16 protein-coding genes and 2 pseudogenes are annotated in these 19,527 nt (G+C 61.2%); 12 read left to right on the plus strand and 6 right to left on the minus strand.

Annotation, left to right across the window (positions count from 1 at the left end):
• Window positions 1–31: 31 nt before the first annotated feature.
• Window positions 32–649, minus strand: coding sequence for a glutathione transferase GstA (gstA, locus tag CFII68_RS22585; protein WP_018602074.1), 618 nt, complete (start codon window positions 647–649; stop codon window positions 32–34).
• A gap of 113 nt (window positions 650–762) precedes the next feature.
• On the opposite strand from gstA, the gene CFII68_RS22580 reads away from it, so the two are divergent.
• The 3 genes and pseudogenes from CFII68_RS22580 to CFII68_RS28140 form a co-directional block, all read left to right on the plus strand.
• On the plus strand, window positions 763–1,668 hold the full coding sequence (locus CFII68_RS22580; RefSeq protein WP_024619763.1) for a transcriptional regulator GcvA: 906 nt from the start codon (window positions 763–765) through the stop codon (window positions 1,666–1,668).
• A 174-nt stretch (window positions 1,669–1,842) separates the two neighbouring features.
• Window positions 1,843–2,520 (plus strand): annotated as a pseudogene (locus CFII68_RS28135) (PAS domain-containing protein); the annotation flags it as partial.
• A 114-nt stretch (window positions 2,521–2,634) separates the two neighbouring features.
• A pseudogene (locus tag CFII68_RS28140) lies at window positions 2,635–3,108 on the plus strand (methyl-accepting chemotaxis protein); the annotation flags it as partial.
• On the opposite strand, the gene CFII68_RS22570 reads toward CFII68_RS28140, so the two are convergent.
• The 3 genes from CFII68_RS22570 to CFII68_RS22560 form a co-directional block, all read right to left on the minus strand.
• Window positions 3,089–4,726: a hybrid sensor histidine kinase/response regulator gene (locus CFII68_RS22570; protein ID WP_018602081.1), complete on the minus strand. Its 1,638-nt coding sequence runs from the start codon at window positions 4,724–4,726 to the stop codon at window positions 3,089–3,091. The pseudogene CFII68_RS28140 and the gene CFII68_RS22570 overlap by 20 nt on opposite strands.
• 105 nt (window positions 4,727–4,831) lie before the next feature.
• Window positions 4,832–5,329, minus strand: coding sequence for a hypothetical protein (locus CFII68_RS22565; RefSeq protein WP_082306276.1), 498 nt, complete (start codon window positions 5,327–5,329; stop codon window positions 4,832–4,834).
• A 318-nt stretch (window positions 5,330–5,647) separates the two neighbouring features.
• Window positions 5,648–6,286, minus strand: coding sequence for a response regulator transcription factor (locus CFII68_RS22560; RefSeq protein ID WP_018602085.1), 639 nt, complete (start codon window positions 6,284–6,286; stop codon window positions 5,648–5,650).
• Between the two features lie 366 nt (window positions 6,287–6,652).
• On the opposite strand from CFII68_RS22560, the gene CFII68_RS22555 reads away from it, so the two are divergent.
• Both CFII68_RS22555 and CFII68_RS22550 read left to right on the plus strand, forming a co-directional pair.
• Complete coding sequence (locus CFII68_RS22555) at window positions 6,653–8,707, plus strand: pyridoxamine 5'-phosphate oxidase family protein (protein ID WP_018602087.1); 2,055 nt, start codon at window positions 6,653–6,655, stop codon at window positions 8,705–8,707.
• 1,020 nt (window positions 8,708–9,727) lie between these two features.
• Window positions 9,728–10,228 carry a GNAT family N-acetyltransferase gene (locus tag CFII68_RS22550; protein WP_018602089.1) on the plus strand — a complete coding sequence of 167 codons (501 nt, stop codon included), beginning with the start codon at window positions 9,728–9,730 and terminating at the stop codon, window positions 10,226–10,228.
• A gap of 452 nt (window positions 10,229–10,680) precedes the next feature.
• Here CFII68_RS22550 and CFII68_RS22545 read toward each other — a convergent pair whose 3' ends face one another.
• Window positions 10,681–12,387: an amidase gene (locus CFII68_RS22545; RefSeq protein WP_018602091.1), complete on the minus strand. Its 1,707-nt coding sequence runs from the start codon at window positions 12,385–12,387 to the stop codon at window positions 10,681–10,683.
• A 247-nt stretch (window positions 12,388–12,634) separates the two neighbouring features.
• Here CFII68_RS22545 and CFII68_RS22535 point away from each other — a divergent pair, with 247 nt between their 5' ends.
• The 7 genes from CFII68_RS22535 to CFII68_RS22505 are packed head-to-tail and all read left to right on the plus strand — an operon-like array spanning window position 12,635 to window position 18,929.
• Entirely contained in the window at window positions 12,635–13,312 is a 678-nt protein-coding gene (locus CFII68_RS22535) for a thermostable hemolysin (RefSeq protein ID WP_018602095.1), read from the plus strand.
• Window positions 13,302–14,783: an AMP-binding protein gene (locus tag CFII68_RS22530; protein WP_018602097.1), complete on the plus strand. Its 1,482-nt coding sequence runs from the start codon at window positions 13,302–13,304 to the stop codon at window positions 14,781–14,783. Before CFII68_RS22535 ends, CFII68_RS22530 begins: the two co-directional genes overlap by 11 nt.
• Window positions 14,780–15,454: a TenA family transcriptional regulator gene (locus CFII68_RS22525; RefSeq protein ID WP_018602099.1), complete on the plus strand. Its 675-nt coding sequence runs from the start codon at window positions 14,780–14,782 to the stop codon at window positions 15,452–15,454. The genes CFII68_RS22530 and CFII68_RS22525 overlap by 4 nt, the downstream gene beginning before the upstream one ends.
• Window positions 15,441–16,250 carry an SDR family oxidoreductase gene (locus CFII68_RS22520; protein ID WP_018602101.1) on the plus strand — a complete coding sequence of 270 codons (810 nt, stop codon included), beginning with the start codon at window positions 15,441–15,443 and terminating at the stop codon, window positions 16,248–16,250. The genes CFII68_RS22525 and CFII68_RS22520 overlap by 14 nt, the downstream gene beginning before the upstream one ends.
• On the plus strand, window positions 16,247–16,891 hold the full coding sequence (locus tag CFII68_RS22515) for a tetratricopeptide repeat protein (RefSeq protein WP_018602103.1): 645 nt from the start codon (window positions 16,247–16,249) through the stop codon (window positions 16,889–16,891). The genes CFII68_RS22520 and CFII68_RS22515 overlap by 4 nt, the downstream gene beginning before the upstream one ends.
• Window positions 16,892–16,902: 11 nt before the next feature.
• Window positions 16,903–17,565: a response regulator gene (locus tag CFII68_RS22510; RefSeq protein ID WP_014338527.1), complete on the plus strand. Its 663-nt coding sequence runs from the start codon at window positions 16,903–16,905 to the stop codon at window positions 17,563–17,565.
• Complete coding sequence (locus tag CFII68_RS22505; RefSeq protein ID WP_018602106.1) at window positions 17,562–18,929, plus strand: ATP-binding protein; 1,368 nt, start codon at window positions 17,562–17,564, stop codon at window positions 18,927–18,929. The genes CFII68_RS22510 and CFII68_RS22505 overlap by 4 nt, the downstream gene beginning before the upstream one ends.
• A gap of 177 nt (window positions 18,930–19,106) precedes the next feature.
• Here the strand turns inward: CFII68_RS22505 and CFII68_RS22500 are convergent, their stop codons facing one another.
• Window positions 19,107–19,526, minus strand: a complete 420-nt coding sequence (locus tag CFII68_RS22500) for a DUF6691 family protein (protein ID WP_018602108.1) — start codon at window positions 19,524–19,526, stop codon at window positions 19,107–19,109.
• Between the last annotated feature and the right edge of the window lies 1 nt (window position 19,527).

A 19,527-nucleotide genomic window follows, 5' to 3' on the forward strand; every position in this document is an offset into this window, starting at 1 on the left:
ATACAAGCGAGCTTGCTCGCGATAGCGGTGGTCAGATCGCACCGAGATTGGATGCCGCTTCCGCAACCATGGCCGCCCGGACGCTGGGGCGTGCGGCGATTCGTGCCATGAACGACGCCAGCGCCGGCCAGTCCCTGATCTGGATATTGAACAACGGCAGCCAGTTCAAGACGGTAAACAAATAGCTGTCGGCCAGGCCAAAGGTGCCCATCAGGTAATCCTGTTGTTCAAGGGCCTGGCTGAGGTAATCCAGGCGCTTGAACAGTTTTGCCCTGAAGATGGCCTTGGTCGGCTCTGCCATATCGGCGTTGAACAGCGGCGCACATCCGCTGTGAATCTCCGAGGTGATGAAGTTCAACCATTCCTGCAGGCGAACCCGCTCCCAGCTGCCATTGGCCGGCGCCAGCGTGTTTGCGGGAACCAGGTCGGCCAGGTACTGGATGATGGCGGGCCCCTCGGTCAGGACATTCCCGTTATCCAGTACCAAGGCTGCCACGTAGCCTTTGGGGTTGATGGTCAGGAAATCGAGCCCGTCGGCAGTTCGCTTGGTCTTGTTGTCGACCCGAATCAATTCAAAGGGCAGGCCCAGTTCCCGCAGCACGATGTGCGGGGACAATGAGCAGGTCATGGGGGCGAAGTACAGTTTCATGGTTTCCTCAAGGACAGGGGATGTGCCGCCAGAATCGGTGAGGGCCGAAACATTTTCAAAGGACATCTTCAGTGCTAGCGTATGACAAAATCTCATGAGCACGACAAACCAAAATGGCCGCCAGAATTCCCTCCCTCAACGGTCTGAAAGCATTCGAATCAGCCGCGCGGCATATGAGTTTTACCAGAGCCGCAGAGGAGTTGAACGTCACCCAAACAGCCATAAGCCATCAAATTCGCCGACTCGAAGAGGAACTGGGCGTGCGCTTGTTCTTGCGGCTCAAGGATGGCCTGGCCCTGACAAACGAAGGCCATGCCTATTTCCCAGGCGTTCGCGCGGCGTTCCATGAGTTGCGCTATTGCACGCAGACGTTGCTGGAGAGCCGCAACAACAGCGTCTTGACGATCAGTACCCTGGTTTCATTTGCCTCCAAATGGTTGTTGCCGCGGCTGGCGTCATTCCAGCAGGCGTTTCCCAACATTGACGTGCGCGTTACGGCATCCACCGAACGGGTGGATTTTCGTAAGGGCGGCGTCGATGCGGCCATTCGTTACGGTTCCGGGGACTGGAAGGGCTTGCGTGCCGACTGGCTGATGGCCGATGAGATCTTTCCGGTGTGCAGCCCCAGGCTGCTGCAAGGTCCGACGGCCTTGGAGAATCCGCGCGATCTGGCCCAGCACACCTTGTTGCAGGTCAGTGGGGTGACCCGCGACGACTGGAGTGCCTGGTTGAGTGCCGCCGGCCAACCGAAAAAACTGGCCGAAGGCAGTCGGCTGACGTTCGACCTGGCGATGATGGCTGTTCAGGCCGCCGTTGACGGTCTGGGGGTGTGCATCGGGCGTTCAACCTATGTCGAGGATGACCTGAAGGCCGGGCGATTGGTTGCACCCTTTGATCTGCGATTGAAGTCTGATCTCGGCTTCTATTTCGTGAGCCCGCATGAAACAGCCGACACCCCCAAAGTGCAGGCCTTTAGAACCTGGTTGATGGATTCGGTGGGTTTTGGCGCCGAAACATAATTACAGCGTACCGTTCAGCCTCCAGTCAGTGAGCCGATATGAATAGAAGGTCCGCTTACTTTCAGGGTTCACCGAGGGTACGTCATGTTTAATACAACACTAAAAAATGAACTGACGGCTAGGACGGCCGAATTGGCAACCTACAAAGGACTGGTCGGCGCCTTGGAGCGGTCGATGGCTGTTATCGAGTTCAGCCCCGATGGCAAGGTCCTTCGGGCGAACGAGAATTTCCTTGCCACGATGGGCTACCGCGCGGATCAATTGGCCAGCCTGTCCCATCGGGATTTCTGCACGCCTGCGCTGGTGGGCAGCGCCGAGTACCGTGAATTCTGGAACCAGTTGCGCGCCGGTCAATTCGTTTCTGGCACGTTTCAGCGCCGCAGCGCGCAAGGGCAGAACGTGTGGCTGGAAGCCAGCTATAACCCGGTAGTGGACGAGCAAGGGCGCGTCGTGAAGGTGGTCAAGTACGCGCTCGATGTCACCGCCAAGGTTGCCAACGAGGCCGAGACTCGTGGTCGGCTGGCGGCACTTGATCGTGCCATGGCGGTGATCGAGTTCGACCTGGGCGGCAACATCCTGACTGCCAACGACAACTTCATGAATGTCATGAATTACTCGCTGGCAGAGCTCAAGGGCAAGCACCACCGGATGTTTTGCGAACCGAGCCTGGTCGGTAGCTCGGAGTACAGTGATTTCTGGCGGCGTCTCAACGCGGGTGAGTTTTTCAGCGGTCAATTCAAGCGTCTCGGCAAAAACGGCAAGGTCGTCTGGCTGGAAGCCAGCTACAACCCGGTCTACGACGCCGAGGGCAAGTTGTGCAAGATCGTGAAGTTCGCCAGTGACATCAGCGAACGGGTGGAGAAATTCGAAGAGGACTCGCGCGGCGCTTCCCGTGCCTACCACATCTCCGCCGAGACCGAACGTGTGGCCGAACAGGGTGCCCAGGTGATTCACCAGACTGCCAAGGAGATGCGCGAGATTGCCGACAACATTGGCTCTTCCGCGCGTCTGGTTGGGCAGTTGGGGGCTCGTTCGGAAGAGATCACAGCCATCGTCAACACCATTCGCGGCATTGCCGACCAGACCAACCTGCTGGCCCTCAACGCGGCCATCGAGGCGGCGCGGGCCGGGGACCAGGGGAGGGGATTCGCGGTGGTGGCCGACGAGGTCCGGCAACTGGCCGGGCGCACCAGTCGCTCCACCTCGGAGATTGCCGAAATGATCGGCATGATCCTCTCCGAGACCCGCGAAGCCGTCGCCAGCATGAACGTGACCCATGAAGGCGCATTGCGCGGCGTAACCCTGGCAGATCAGGCCGGTTCGGTCATCGTGCAAATCAGGAACGGGACCACGGATGCACTTGAGGCCGTGAGTATGTTTGCGTCCAAGCTCGACGAGTCCGAGGTGATTCCCAAGACGGCTATCGGCTGGGTGGGTTGAGGTGAGCTGAGTCCTCGCCCTGGCGATCCATGCGCTTGACCCGTTCAAGCAATACCGCTCGCAGCTCCGGCGGTCGCACGGGCTTGGCCAGCACCGAGATGTTCAGGCTTTGCAGTGATTGGCGTATCCGCTCGATCTCATGCCCGGTGATGATCAGCGCCGGGACTTGCCAGCCGCGCTGCTCGCGTAGCGCGGCGATGCATTCGGCGCCCGAGACTTTTGTGCCCAGGTCGAAATCGGCGATGACGATGTCGCAATCGCTGGTCAGCCCCTCGCCGTCGCTGTGGGTTTCAACCTCGCACCCCCATTTTTCCAGCAGCGCCGAGGTTGCCATCAGCACGTTGGCGTCGTCCTCTACCAAGCACACCCGCAACCCGTCCAGGCGATTCTGTACGGGCACCACCTTGGGCACCATGACGCGGGGTGTCGCCGGTTCCAGGCCACTGATCGCCACCCGGGTGCCTTGTCCGACTTTGGAGCGGATGTGTACATCGACACCGAGTATCAGGCTGATGCGCTTGACGATGGACAGGCCAAGACCAAGGCCCTCGACATCTTTGTCGCGCACATGGCGCACGCGGTAGAACTCCTTGAACACTTCGGGCAAATGTTCGGCAGCAATGCCGCGCCCCTTGTCGTAGATCACCACGGTCAGGCGCTTGCCCTGGCGCCGCACGCCGATCAGCACCGGTTGGCCGGGCGCGTATTTGAGGGCATTGGACAGCAGGTTCTGCACCATCGTGGTCAGCAAACCGGGATTGACGCTGACCCAGTAAGGACAGGCACGTAGGCGCAACTCAACGCCGGCCCAGCGCGCCGCCTCGGTGTTCTGCTTGACGACGTCCTGCAGTAAAGCGCCCAAGTGGACGGTATCGGCCTGCGGGGTCAGCTTGCCGTGATCGAGGGTGTAGATATCGAGGATCGAACGGAACAACTGCGACACGGTGTGCAGTGAACGGTCGATGTTGTCCACCAGCCGTAATTCTTCCAGCCCCAGCCTGGCGTCACGCAAGCAGGCGGTGAACAGGCCGATGGAGTGGATCGGTTGGCGCAGGTCATGGCTGGCCTGGGCCAGGAACCGTGATTTCTCCTGATTGGCCGAAATGGCTTCTTCAGAGGCAATGCGTGTGCGCTTGAGCAAAATGTGCGCGTAGGCTGGCACCACGATGGTGGTGACGATCAACATCAGGAACATGTAGGGCTGCGTACGCCAGAACGGAGTCAGCCAGAAAACCAGCATCAGGGTCGACAGCGCGATAACGGTTGCCAGCGCCAGGTAGCGCGAGCCGAAGCGCATGCCATTGCCCAGCGTGACCCAGAGCAGCGCTGCGTAGATCGGCAATGCCTCTTCGCCTCCCAGTACCATGGCAAATGCGATGCCGGAGTAGTCATGCAGCATCGTGAAAAGGTGCCGCCAGAAGAAGTGACCTGGCCAGCGCTTGATGAACATGCGCAGGAATACCGAGACGAAGATGAACGTGCAGATGTAGATAATGATGGGCACGTAGCTCGCGGCGTCCTCTGGATAGAGGCCGACCAGGATGACGATATACAACAGCGCACAAGCGCTGACGATCAGGCGTAATGTGGCCTGGTCGAGTTCACTGTTCTTTTCCACTGGCTTTGGCACCGCATGACCTCTGATGCCACCAAGCGTAGCGGCTAGCCTCGGTGAAGGTTGGGAACAGACTTGATGCTGTCCCCAACGGGCGATGCCATTGCGTCAGTAGACCCTGTAGTACTTCACGACGTCATCGACGAAATAGATGGTCAATACCGAACCTTGGGTCTGGCTTTGGCCTGTTTTCGTGCCGGTCACGCTGCTGACGTCATTGGCTACGGTTTGCGCCTTGTACAGTTGCGCCGAGGTTTCATACATCTTCAGGCTGGTTTCGGTCGACACGTACTTATGGGCCAGCTTCATGTACCTATCCAGGCCCTCATCAGTCTTTTCATAGGTCCAGTTCGACTCGTTACTGGCGCTCGTCGAATTGAGTTCTTCATTTGTCGGCGCGCCGAACATTTGAGTGATCTGGCCTTTTGTCGTCTTGCCCGGAATGATCGTTTGCTTGAGGTAAGAGACGTCGTATTTTTTGGCGCCCTGATTCAAGGAACTCATCAAGTTGCCCAAGTCGCCGGTGTTTGCACAACCGTTGAGTACGCCCGCCAGCACGCACAGCGCCATTCCATTTCTAAGTGCTTTTCCATATTCGAAGGACATGATGACTTACCTTGAGTTAATGTCAGGACCATTCCATTTCAACCGGGCAGACGGCGAAGTTGACCCAGCATTGCGCCGCCTATCGATTTATTAAATCCATAGGCTTCGCACGCCATAACGTTTCAATAGGCACAGTGACACTGCACGGTGTATGGCACGTTGGTTACTTTATGTTTGGCTGTTCGAACAGCCTTTTATGGAGCGTCCACAGCTTAGGAGGAGAGTACTGGGCGAAGCTATAGTACAAGTGTGCTATGGCCTCGGAGATGGGCAGGCAGGGAGGGTGATGCTCAATTAATATTCGCGGCCGTTATACATTTAATTGTCTTGCTTTTCCGGCCATCCACCCATGCTTGGGAAGTTGGAAAACTGCGCCGCAGCCGCCGCGCGGGTGGGCACACCGAGGGATTTGAGCAGGCTTGAGACATGGATGCGCACCGTGAACGGGGAAATACCCAGGTCCCGGGCTATCTCCTTGTTGGTCTTGCCGGCCGCGATCAAGCCAAGCACTTGCCGTTGGCGCGCGGTCAGTTGGGAAAGTGCATCGTCCAGGATCGCGTTTTCGGCTTGATACTTCACCACCACTTCGCCTTCGCGTATTGCCATGATGGCGTCGGCAATACCGGCGGGGTCGATATTCTTGCCGATGAAACCGTCGGCACCCAGCGCCATCACCTGGGAAATAACATCGATGTCATCGACCATTGAAACCACAATGATCGAGGTGCGTTTGAACTCACTGCGCAACTGGCCTATGACCTGCAGCGATTTGATCCCGGGAAAGCGCAAGTCGAGTATCAGGGAGTCCACTTCCATCCCGGAACGTGCCAGCGCCAATACTTCGTCCAGATTGCCAGCCTGTTCTATGGAGGCGGTCGGCATGAGTCGTTCAATGGTCCTCAGCATGCCTTCGCGAAACAAAGGATGGTCATCCGCCACAATTACTCTGCACGTCATGCTTCAGATCCTTCTGATCTTCCAGTTCACGAATCGTAACCTAAACCACCCCCTTGGGTTTCAAGTTTGAAACAACCTTTCATGTTGGAACAATCCAGTGATTATGACGGAAAAGAATAGCGAGCTTGCTCGAGCTGACCAAGAACTTTGCCAGCGTCAGGACCTGACCTTCGTTCGGGCCATTCCTCGTGCTTCCACCGTTCCATTTTATGAAACGGTGGATTGCAGTTTGTGCGTATTCCAGCGCCGTCGCTTTGGGCAGAAGATGACTCCAGCCACTTGCACAGCCGTGCAAACGATGGCGGAGAATCCCCAACCGTAGCGCACTGGCGCAGGCGTTCATGCTGCGAGCGCGAGGAGTAGCTGATGGACGAAGCCTTGCAAGCAAAAACCTCGCCCTGGCACGAAGGAGAGCTGGCCTTGCAGCGCTCCGTCGGGGCAGTCGACATGATGGCCGGTGTCGGTCAACGGCAACTGGCGCGTACCTGGATGCCGGACCAGCATCGGGCGTTCTACGCCCAACTGCCTTTCGTGGTGCTGGGGGCGGTGGATCGGCAAGGCGACGTCTGGGCGACCCTGCGCGCTGGACAACCGGGCTTCATGAACTCGCCCGATCCGCAGACCCTGCACATCAACCTCGAGCCCGAGCCGAACGACCCGGCCCAGGAGGGCATGGGTGAGGGCGATGCGATCGGGATGCTGGGCATCGAGTTGCACACCCGCCGGCGCAACCGCATGAACGGTGTCGTGCGTCGTCAACTCGACCCGGGGCTCGAGATTTCAGTGAGCCAGGCGTATGGCAACTGCCCTCGCTACATCAACCTGCGCCAGTACCACTTTGTCGCCGCGCAGGCCGTTGCGCCGCGTCAACTGAGCGTGTCCGACCCGCTGGTGCGGCGTCTGGTGACGGCGGCCGATTCGTTCTATATCGCCACCTACGTGGTGCGCGATGGCGAGCGGCAGGTCGATGCTTCCCACCGTGGCGGCAAGCCGGGGTTTGTGCGCATGGATGAAGATGGATCGCTGACCATTCCGGACTTTTCCGGCAACCTGTTTTTCAACACGCTGGGCAACATCCTGCTCAATCCTCGGGCCGGGCTGGTGTTCGTCGATTTTCAGACGGGCGATCTGCTGCAAATGAGTGGCTCGGCGCAAGTGCTGCTGGACGACCCCGAGATCAGCGCGTTCCAGGGCGCCGAGCGGCTGTTGCGCTTTACCCCGCAACGCATCGTGTATCGCCCGGCGGCCATTGCCCTGCGTTGGAAGGACCAGGACGAAGGCGACTCGCCCAACTCAATGATGACCGGCAGTTGGGAGCAGGCCGCCGAGCGCTTGCAGGCCGAGGCGCTGCGTAGCCGCTGGCGTGCATTGCGGGTCGCGCGGGTGGTGGATGAAAGCCCCGACATTCGCTCGTTCTACCTGCAGGCGAGCGATGGCTTGGGGTTGCCCCGGTTTGAAGCCGGGCAACATTTGCCGGTGCGGATCTTGTTGGAGGGGCAGAACGCTCCATCGATCCGGACCTACAGTGTATCCAGTGCGCCGTCGGATGATTTTTTGCGCATCAGCGTCAAGCGCGATGGCTCGGTGTCGTCCCACCTGCATGATCAGGTGCAGGCGCTGCACGAGATTGAGGCGCGGGCGCCCCAGGGCCATTTCACCGTCCAGGCCACCGAGCGGCGTCCGTTGGTCTTGCTGGCAGCGGGCGTGGGCATCACACCGTTGTTGTCGATGCTGCGCGAGGTGGTTTACCAGGGCCAACGCATCAGCCGCATGCGCCCGGTCTGGCTGGTGCAAAGCGCCCGCTCGGTGGCCGGCCTGGCTTTCCGTGACGAGATCGACGAACTGGCCGCCCGTGCCGGTGACAAGCTGCAGGTTCTGCGCATGGTCAGCCAGCCGCCCACTGATGGAGGGGGCGCTGAGGGCTATGACCTGGCCGGCAGGATCGATGTGGAACTGCTCAAGACGCTGCTGCCGCTCAACGACTACGACTTCTATTTGTGCGGGCCGGGCAGCTTTACCCAGGCGCTGTACGACGGGCTGCGCAAACTGCGTATCCCTGACGATCGCATCCACGCGGAAACCTTCGGTCCCTCGACGCTTGTGCGGGATCTGGAAGTCAGAGTACCTGCGCCCGTGCAAGTGCCGGCTGCGAGTGAAGCGGTGAAGGTCTTGTTCGCCAGTTCCGGCAAGGAGGCACGTTGGGAGCCGGGCAGCGGGACGTTGCTGGAGCTGGCCGAAGCGCGCGGCCTGAACCCGGAATTCAGTTGCCGTGGCGGTTCCTGCGGCACCTGCAAAACCCGCTTGAGCCGCGGCCAGGTGCATTACTTGAGCCTGCCGGCCGAACCGGTTGGCGAAGGTGAGGTGCTGATTTGTTGCGCCGTACCGGCCCAGGGGAGCGAGCCGTTGGTGCTCGAGGTCTAGGCTGACGGCCCGACTGTTTCACCGGATGAAATGCTGGGATTGGTGTGTATAGCCGTTGCTGCGGTAACGGCTGCTTAGGGTTCAGCCCTGACGGCGGGTCACTTTTGGAAAAGCCGGGAGCGGGACCTGCCAAAAGTAACCAAAAACGCATGCCCCACCACTCGGTGTCTCGCCTAGGCTCGGCATGCCTGAACGAAGGCATTGCCGAGATCAACGTCCACCGCGAGGCGGCCTGATAGCCGACCTGGTTCTTGGTGGGACCGCGTTTCTCCTGTGTGCGAGCTTGCTCGCGAAGACGGTGTGTCAGTTTACGGTGATGTTGGATGTGCCGGCCTCATCGCGAGCAAGCTCGCTCCCACAGTTTTTTGTGTCGTGTTCAGATGTTGCGAACACCCGCGGCCCCCTGTGGGAGCGGGCTTGCTCGCGAAAGCGGTGTGTCAGTTTGCGGTGATGTTGGCTATGCCGACGCCTTCGCGAGCAAGCCCGCTCCCACATGGTTTTTTGTGTCGTGTTCAGGTGCTGCGAACACCCGCGCTCCCCTGTGGGAGCGGGCTTGCTCGCGAAAGCGGTGTGTCAGTTTACGGTGATGTTGGATGTACCGGCCTCATCGCGAGCAAGCTTTGCTCCCACAGATCTGACGGGTGTACGACCAGAACCAGGTCGGCTGCTAGGCCGCCTCGCGGTGGACGTTGATCTGGGGCACGCCGAGCCTAGGCGAGGTGCCAAGTGGTGGGGCATGAGCGCTTTGGTTACTTTCGCGCTTTTTGTACGGACCGGACACATGGTTGACGGGTGTGCGGGGACATGGTGGACACTTTCCAGCGAGCCAATTTCGCCGGAAAGCCATCATGCCTTGGCAAGCGAGTCCGCACTGATCCGGTTGCAATGCAATGTATGGGTGTTGCCTATGGATCAAGGCTCGCGTTGTTGAGGTACAAGTCCTGAAATTGTTTTCATGTACTAATCTTCTGGCAGTCACGGTAAATGTAGTCATTTAATTAGCCAGCAGAGATACCTCAAATGACGAATCATGAAAGCGTTGTCGGCAGAGCCAATGAGGCCGACCTTGACGGAATCCTGGTGCTTCAGGCTGCGAATCAGATGGCGCGTGGCGGCTCGCTTTCTGCGAGCCTGCCAGAGGCCCGTGTGATGGCGATGATGCAGGAGATGCCCCTGATTGTTGCGCGTCGCGATGGCCATATCACCGGTTTCCTGATGACCACCACGCGTGCGATGAATGCCGACCTGCCGATCGTACAGGCGATGTTCGGCGCTTATCCTGGCGCGGCGGATGCCTATGTCTATGGTCCGATTTGCGTAGGCGAGGAAGAGCGTGGCAAGGGCTTGGCCCAACGCATGTTCGCGGATCTTCGACGGCTCGAGCCTGGGCGCGAAGGCATTCTTTTCATACGTAAAGACAATGAAGCGTCGCTTCGTGCGCACTTGAAAATGGGGATGAAAGAGGTCGCTTCTTTTCCGTTCAATGGGTTCGACTTCGCTGTTTATTCGTACATTGGCTAGGCAGGAAACGAAAGCGCCAATAAACGATTACCTCAATGGCTTGAACGTCGTACTCCAGCGCTCCCAGTCGGGAGACTTGCGGAAACTCGACGGTCATGGTTTTCCCCCTTTGAGGACACCAGCATGAGGCTGACAAGCACAACGCGCTCGACCGATCTTGCTATCTTGAACGCCCCGCCTGGTCATAGGCCATGCATTACGATCGACTAAGTCGACACCGAGTCATGGCAACAGACGCAAAGCTTGTTGCCATCGAAATCCCGAAAGTAGGCGCCGTAATAATCAGGGTGGTAGAGCCGGTCTAGGGACTGCTGCGCAGCCCAGCGGGAGCAAGCTCCCTCGCCACGGGGTTGCGCTCGTACTCAAAAATGAAGTCGAGCGCTGCTTTTGTGGCGAGGGAGCTTGCTCCCGCTGGGCTGCGTAGCAGCCCCAAGACCAAACCCGCTAAACGATCAAGCCGACAGCAGCGGCGTCCGCGGTGGGACCAGGCGTTTTGAACCTATCGATTCAAACGCCGAAGCCAATCGCAACAGCTTCGAATCATCATAGGCACGCCCGGCAAACGTCAGCCCGGCCGGCATGCCGATGTCCGCCATGACGCCCATCGGCACGGTGACGGTGGGCACGCCCAGATGGCGGATGGCAAGGTTGCCGTTGGCGACCCAGACGCCGTTGCTCCAGGCGATATCGGCAGACACCGGGTTGACGTCAGCATCGGCCGGGCCGACGTCGGCGACGGTCGGGAAGATCACCGCGTCCAGGCCCAGTCGCGCCATCCAGTCCTCCAGATCGATTCGACGTGTCTCTTCAAGCCCACGCAGGCCGTCGGGCAGGGTCGGGATCTGGTCCCACGGCGTGATGCCGCGCTGGGCCATCTTCACGTACTCATCCATGCCAGCGGCCAGATCATCCTCTCGGTTGGGCAGGGTGCCCGGGTCGTGGGGGAAGATCTTCGGTCCGTCGACGTCGGCCAGGCGATTCAGCTTCGGATCACCGTTGGCCCGCAGGAAGTCATCGAATGCCCAGGCCGACAGGTCCCACAACTCATGGTGCAGGAACTCTTTGGAAACCAGGCCGCGGGTGAACACCGTGGGTGCGCCAGGACGATCGCCCTCGCAGTTGGACACCAGGGGAAAATCCACCTCGACCACTTCGGCGCCGCAGGCCTCAAGCGCCTTGCGCGCTTGCTCCCAGAGCTCGATCACCGAAGCGCGGGTGATGATTCGCTGCCCCGTCGGGCCGCCGATGCCGGGGGCTTGGGCTGTGCCTGCGTCAGGGTCGGCGTTGATGTACATCCGAGGAACGCCGAACCGAACGCCTGCCAGCGCATTTGGGTGGCTGGCAAGGCTCGGATACGAGGCCGGACGAACCGAGTCGACGCTCGGAATCGGCACCCAGGGTTGCAGGCGCCACAGGTCGCCACGGGTGTCCGGGTCATTGGCGACCACCACGTCCAGCACTTCCAGCAGGTCGGCCATGGTCCTGGCGTAGGGCACGACGACGTCCATCGTCGGCGTCAACGGCCAGTTGCCACGCACCGAGATCACGCCGCGTGACGGTGTATACGCGCACAAGCCATTGTTCGACGCTGGACCGCGCCCGCTCGACCAGGTTTCTTCGGCAAGGCCGAACGCTGCGAAACTGGCGGCAGTTGCCGTGCCCGCACCGTTCGAGGAGCCCGAGGCAAAGGGGGCGGTGAGGTAGTCGCCGTTGTACGGGCTTTCCGCACGCCCATACACCCCGCGCTGCATGCCGCCGTTGGCCATGGGCGGCATGTTGGTCTTGCCCAGGCAAATGGCCCCGGCGGCGCGAAGCCGTTCGATGGTGAACGCATCGCGATAAGCAACCAGGTCCTTGAACGCCGGGCTGCCGGAAGCGGCGGTGAGGCCCTTGACCAGGTAACTGTCCTTGGCCGTGTAGGGAATACCGTCGAGCGGCCCCAGGGTCTGGCCGTTGGCCCGACGGGCATCGCAGGCCCGGGCTTCTTTCAAGGCATCGGGGTTGCGCACCACCACCGCGTTGAGGGCTGTGGGCGTATCGGGGCCGTCGTAGGCATCGATCCTGGCGAGGTAAGCCTGGACAAGCGCTACCGCCGTGGTCTGGCCCGACTCCAGCGCGGCGCGCAGTTGGGCAATGGAAACTTCGGTGATGTCGATCATGCAGTTACCGCCGCGGCAGGAGGATGACGGGGTGTGCGGGGCCGTTGAGGTTGGGGCCTGGCACGTCAGGGTCATCTCAAAGTGGATATTTATCGGGTTTTGCCTACTGTACTACGGAAAAACGATCAAGGGCAGCTCCGGTTTGACCGGACTATTTGTCGAACGAACCCAAATTTGCCACCTTCAGACTTCGTTAAGAAACGGCCCCGATACTTTCTCCCAATAGCCCGAGGGAGAACGTTGACCCATGCCCGATTTCGACTGGAACATCCATCTGCCGCTGGCCTTTGGCGACGCCGCCCCGCCGGTTCGCCACTTGCACCGGGCTTTGCCGGGACAACCTCGGCGAGCTGAGCTCGAGGCGTTCATCCAGCAGCGTTTTCGCCAGGTCCACGGCGCCGATATTCGTCACTTCATGCCGCAGCTGTTCGGGCTCGACGATGTCCACGGCACGCTCTGCGCAGCCGCTGGTGTGCGCCGGGCCGCTCAGGGGGCGCTGTTTCTCGAGCGTTATCTGGACAGCCCCATCGAGCCCTTGATCAGCGCCGCCGCCGACCGTGCGGTGGATCGCGCCGGCATTGTCGAGGTCGGCAACCTGGCCGCCAGCGACACGGGGAGCGCCCGGCTGAGCATCATCGCGATCACATATCTGTTGGCCATGGGCGGCCTGGAGTGGGTCGCGTTCACCGGCAACATCGGCCTGGTCAACAGCTTCCATCGCCTGGGCCTCAAGCCTGTGACCCTGTGCCCGGCCGACCCGCAGCGCCTCGGCGAGGACCGCCATCTCTGGGGGCGCTACTACGAAAGCCAGCCGTGGGTTCATGTCGGGAACATCCGCGCCGGTTTCATTCACCTGCGCAATAGCGGCCTGTTCAATCGCCTGGGACTGCCGACGGACCTCGGAGAAACCAGCCATGTCGCCTGAAATGGAACGCTTTAAGCGCACCCTGCGTGGTCATGCCGAGCGCAGGGGCCATGCCGTGGCACTGTGGGGCGACGGCTCGCAGCTCGACTACGCGACACTTTATTCCGAAGTGGTGTACCGCCAGCAACGTCTGCGCGATGAACGCATCAGTGTTGTCGCCCTGGCCCTGGACAATGGCATCGAAGCGATGCTCTGGGACCTTGCCGCACTGTTCGAAGGGCTGACCTGCGTCTTCCTGCCCGGGTTTTTCAGCCAGGCTCAACGTCGGCACTGCCTGGAACAGAGCCAGGCCGAGCGAGTGATTGCCGAGCCTGCGTTCGAAGCGGAACTGCAAGCTGCCGGATACCAGCACAGTGGCGAGTTCTGGCGGCGGCACTTCGACGGACCGAGTCGCCTGCCGGCCGGCACCGCCAAGCTGACGTTCACCTCCGGTACCACCGGCACGCCCAAAGGTGTCTGCCTGAGCGCCGACAGCCTGTTGCGGGTGGCCCGTGAACTGGAGCAGGCCAGCCAACCGGTCGAGGCCAGGCATCACCTGGCGTTGCTGCCCCTGGCGATTCTGCTGGAAAACCTTGGCTGCTACGCGGCGTTGTATGCCGGTGCCATGCTGAGCCTGCCCAGCCAGAAGACCCTCGGCATCCAGGGCGCCAGCGGGGTCGACCCGGTGCGCCTGCTGGGATGCCTGGCGGCGCGTCGGGCGCACAGCCTGATCCTGGTTCCGCAACTGCTGTTGATGTTGGTCACGGCCGCCGAACAGAAGCTGTTCAACCCGCACCTCGTGCGATTTGCCGCCGTTGGCGGGGCACGGGTGTCCCACGATTTGTTGCAGCGAGCCCGGCGGGTTGGCCTGGCGGTGTTTGAAGGCTATGGGCTGTCGGAATGCGCCTCGGTGGTCTGCCTCAATCGGCCACAGGCTCATCGTGCCGGCAGTGTCGGCCAGCCGCTGCCCCATGTGGAGGTGCGCTTGGCCGATGACGGCGAAGTCCTGATCAAGGGCTCGACGCTGCTCGGTTACCTGGGTGAGCCACCGCACACCAGCGAATGGTGGCCCAGCGGTGACCTGGGTGAGTTCGACGAAGACGGTTTCCTTTACCTGCGCGGGCGCAAGAAGCACCAGTTCGTGACCAGTTTCGGTCGCAACGTGAACCCCGAATGGGTTGAAGCCGAACTCACCCAGGGCGGTGACATTGCCCAGGCCTTCGTTTATGGCGAAGCCATGCCGCACAACCATGCGCTGCTCTGGCCCGCCCGCACCCACTGTACCGATCAAGCGCTGGAGTTGGCCGTGGCCAAGGCCAACGACACGCTGCCCGATTACGCACGGGTCCATCGCTGGACGCGTCTGGACCAACCCTTCAGCGCTGGCAATGGCCTGCTCACCGCCAATGGCCGGCCACGCCGGGAGGCCATCGTCGAGCATTACCGCGCGCAGCTCACTTCATCTGTCTTGTCCGAGGAATCCCCATCATGAGTTTTTTTGACACGTTGCAAGAAGCCACCCAGCAAGAACGCCAGACCCTGTTCAATCTGCCAATCATCCGCGATGCCCTCAACGGCCAGGTCAGCCTGGCCAGTTACCGGGGCTTCCTGATCCAGGCGTATTACCACGTGCGCCATACCGTACCGTTGATGATGGCTTGCGGGGCGCGCCTGCCAACGCACCTGGAATGGCTGCGCAAGGCCGTGTGTGAATACATCGACGAAGAGTACGGCCACGAGCAATGGGTGCTGGATGACATTGCCGTGTGCGGTGGCGATAAGGAGGCGGTGCGCAACGGCCAGCCCTCGTTGCCCATCGAACTGATGGTCAGTTACCTCTATGACTTGATCGCCCGAGGCAACCCGGTAGGCCTGTTCGGCATGGTCAATGTGCTGGAGGGCACCAGTATCGCCCTGGCGACCCATGCCGCTGACAGCATCCGTCAGCGCCTGGAATTGCCGCCCACGGCGTTCAGCTACCTCAGCTCCCATGGATCGCTCGACATCGGGCATATGCAGACTTATCGCGGCCTGATGAACCGGCTGGACGATCCGGCGGACCAGGCTGCGGTGATCCATGCCTCCAAGGTGGTGTACCGGTTGTACACCGACATGTTCCGCGGCCTGCCGCGCGACGGGGAGCACGAACATGCGCCTGTGTGATGCGCGTGTCGTGCTGACCGGCGCCAGCGGCGGAATCGGCCAGGCCATCGCCGCCGCCCTGTGCGCCAGTGGCGCGCGGGTACTGGCCGTGGCCAGGCGTCGCGAAGCCTTGCAGCCGTTGCTGGAGCGTTATCCGCAGCACTTGAGCTGGGTCGAAGCCGACCTGACCTTCCTCGCCGACCGGCGCAAAGTGCTGGTCGCCGCCGAGGCCCAGGGCGGCATCAACCTGCTGATCAATGCCGCCGGCGTGAACCACTTCGCCATGCTCGAACAGCTCGACGACAGCGAGATCAACGCCATGCTGGCGCTGAACATCAGCGCGCCGATCTGCCTGACCAAACTGCTCTTGCCACTGCTCAAGCAGGCTGACAGCGCGATGGTGGTCAACGTCGGCTCGACCTATGGATCAATCGGTTACCCGGGCTATGCCAGCTACTGCGCCAGCAAGTTTGCCTTGCGCGGTTTTTCCGAAGCCTTGCGCCGGGAGTTGGCCGATACCCGTGTCGGGGTGCTCTACGTAGCGCCCCGGGCCACCCGTACCTCGATGAACAGCCCGGCGGCCGATGCGCTCAACCAGGCCCTCAAGGCCAACGTCGACGACCCGAAAACCGTGGCGGCGGCGGTGATCCACGCGATTATCGGCGACCGTCGCGAGCTGTATCTGGGTTGGCCCGAACGCTTTTTCGTCGGCCTCAACAGCCTGCTGCCCAACCTGGTGGACCGTGGCCTGCGCAAGCAATTGCCGCTGGTGCGCCGCCTCAGTCACAAACCTGAAAACGAGCACCTCAAGCCATGAAAAAAGTCCTCGCTTACCTATTGATCGGCACCCTGAGCCAAAGCGTCTGGGCCTTGGAAGCGGCCGACCAGCAACGTCTCAGCGACATCCAGCAGAGCTGGGCCCACATTCAATATGAAGTGCCCGAAGGCCAACGCGCCGATGCGTTCGAGAAACTCGCCGTCCAGGCATCGGCGTTCAAGCAGGAGCGCCAATCGGTGGCCGAAGCGTGGATCTGGTCTGGCATCGTCAACAGCAGTTGGGCCGGTGCCAAGGGTGGGATCGGTGCGTTGGGCAAGGTCAAGGATGCCAAGGGTGACCTGGAAAAAGCCCTGACCCTGGACTCCAAGGCCCTGCAAGGCTCGGCCTACACCAGCCTCGGTGCACTCTACGACCGGGTGCCGGGCTGGCCCCTGGGTTTTGGCGACTCGGACAAGGCCGAGCAATTGCTCCAGCAGGCTTTGCAACTCAACCCGAACGGCATCGACAGCCTGTACTTTTGGGGCGATCACCTCTACCGTCAGAAGCGCTACAGCGAAGCCAAGGCAGCGCTGCAAAAAGCCTTGCAGGCAGCGCCGCGGCCGGGTCGGGAAACGGCCGATGCCGGACGCCGCAAGGAGATCGACGCGTTACTGGTGGATGTGAACAAGCAACTGAACTGACAGGAGCGCATGTGCGTTTATTACTGATCGAGGACGACGTGGCCTTGGGTGAGGGCATCCATCAGGCCCTGAGTCGCGAAGGCTATACCGTCGACTGGGTACAGGACGGCAGCAGCGCCTTGCATTCGCTGCTCAGTGAAACTTTCGACCTGGCGGTGCTTGACCTTGGCTTGCCTCGCATGGACGGCCTGCAAGTGTTGCGGCGCTTGCGTGACAGTGGCTCCAACCTGCCGGTGCTGATCCTCACCGCCCGGGATGCCACCGAGGATCGCATCGCCGGGTTGGACGCCGGGGCCGATGATTATCTGGTCAAGCCCTTCGACCTGGCGGAGCTCAAGGCCCGGCTGCGGGCCTTGTTGCGCCGCAGCGCCGGCCGCGCCCAGGCGTTGATCGAACATGCTGGCATCAGCCTGAACCCCGTTACCCAGCAAGTCAGTTACCAGGGCAAGCCGGTGGCCCTGACCCCCAAGGAATATCAACTGCTCCATGAACTGCTCTCGCCGCCGGGCCGCGTCATGACTCGCGATCATCTGATGCAGTTGCTCTACGGCTGGAGCGAGGAGGCCGAGAGCAACACGCTGGAAGTGCACATCCATCACCTGCGCAAGAAATTCTCCACCGACCTGATCCGCACCATTCGTGGTGTCGGTTACCTGGTGGAGGAGCGTCGATGAGTTCGATCCGGCGGCGTACGCTCACGTTGATCCTCGGCCTGCTGTTTCTTGGCCTGTTGATCATCAGCGTATTCAACCTGCATGACAGCAACCACGAAATCGCCGAGGTCTACGATGCCCAGTTGGCGCAGAATGCCCGGCTGTTGCAGGGCGTGATGCGCATGCCGATGGCGAGCAAGGAGCACGCCGAACTGTATCAGGCGTTCAATTCGGCGTTGGGGCAGGCCGTGCCCAAAGTCGACGGTCATCCCTATGAAAGCAAGATCGCTTTCCAGGTCTGGAACTCACAAGGTTCGGTGTTGGTGCATACGTCCAGCGCTCCGTCGTTCACCTCACCGCCGAGCGCGCCTGGCTTCAGTGAGGTTGTGGACCAGAAAAACCGTAAGTGGCGGGCGTTCGTCCTGGACGACGCGCAATACGGCTTGAAGATCTGGGTGGGCGAGCGTGATGACGTGCGTGCCGACCTGGTCGATCGCATTGTTCGTCACACCGTCATCCCCAATCTGATTGGCAGCGTGGTGCTTGCCGCAGTGATCTGGCTGGCCATCGGCTGGGGCCTCAAACCCCTGGTCGATATGGCGGCGAAGTTGCGCGCCAGGCATCCCGGCTCGCTGGAACCCCTGCAAATGATGCCGCTCCCTACGGAGCTTGAGCCCATGCAGGCGGCCCTCAACCGTGTATTGGCGCAGATCCAGGAGGTGATGGGCCGTGAGCGGCGTTTCATTGCCGACGCCGCCCATGAAATGCGTACGCCCTTGGCCGTGCTGCGGGTGCATGCACAGAACCTGATGGAGGCGGGGAGCGAGCAAAGCCGTCGCGAATCCCTGGAACACCTGCTCGCTGGCGTCGATCGCACCACGCGTTTGGTCAATCAACTGCTCACCATGGCGCGGCTCGAACCGCAGGCAGGTGTTCCGACGCCTGCGGTCATCGACCTGCCCGCCACGGTGCGTGCGAGCCTGGTTCAACTGACGCCCTGGTTGTTGAGCAAGGGGCTCGAGCCGGTGCTGGATGTCAGCGATGACATCGGCCCGGTTCGAATCGACCCGGTGGCCATCGACATCGCCTTGAACAACCTGGTGACCAACGCGGCCAATTTTTCGCCGGCCAAGGGCACGATCACCGTACGCCTGGCGAGGAAGGGGGATCACTACGAGCTGTCCGTCGAAGACCAGGGGCCGGGTATCGACGAGGCCGAGCGTGAGCGGCTATTCGAACGGTTCTACAGCCGCGGCAATGACCAAGGGGCGGGGTTGGGGCTGACGATTGTACGCACCATCGCCGAACGCCTGGGAGGCCAGGTCCGGCTGGAAAATCGAGTCGAAGGTGGGTTATGCGCGACCTTGGAAATAGGGCGCTTTTAAATGACGTTCCCGGCGCTTGCTCCCGCTGGGCTGCGGTGTAGGAGCTGCCGAAGGCTGCGATCTTTTGATCTTTCGCTTGGGACTCAAGTGTCATGGGAAAGATCGCAGCCTCGCTTCGCTCGACAGCTCCTACAAGCGGGAGCAAGTCCTCGCCACGGATTCACGGTGAATTCCCGATCAGCGGTTGCGCCGGGTTTCCAGCGCGGTGAACAACAACATGCCCGCCAACATGGCCAGCATGAACACAAAGGCTTGCCAGTGTCCGGTCAGCAGGATGGCCACGGCAGGGCCAGGGCAGATGCCGGCGATGCCCCAGCCGATACCAAACACCAGGCTGCCGCCAATCAGGCGTGGGTCCAGTTCTCGCTTGACCGGCAACTGCATGGGGCTGCCCAGCAACGACTGAGTCTGTTGGCGCGCCCAGGCCAGGGGGACGATGGCGGTGCCAATCGCCCCGATCATCACCAGCGCCAGGGACGGATCCCAGGCGCCGGCCAGGTCCAGGAAGCCCAACACTTTTTTCGGGTTGGCCATGCCTGCCAGGAGCAGCCCGAGGCCAAAGAGCAGGCCGGCGATGAATGCCGTCAGTTTGCGCATG

This window comes from Pseudomonas sp. CFII68, from assembly GCF_000416195.1.
GTDB lineage: Bacteria > Pseudomonadota > Gammaproteobacteria > Pseudomonadales > Pseudomonadaceae > Aquipseudomonas > Aquipseudomonas kilonensis.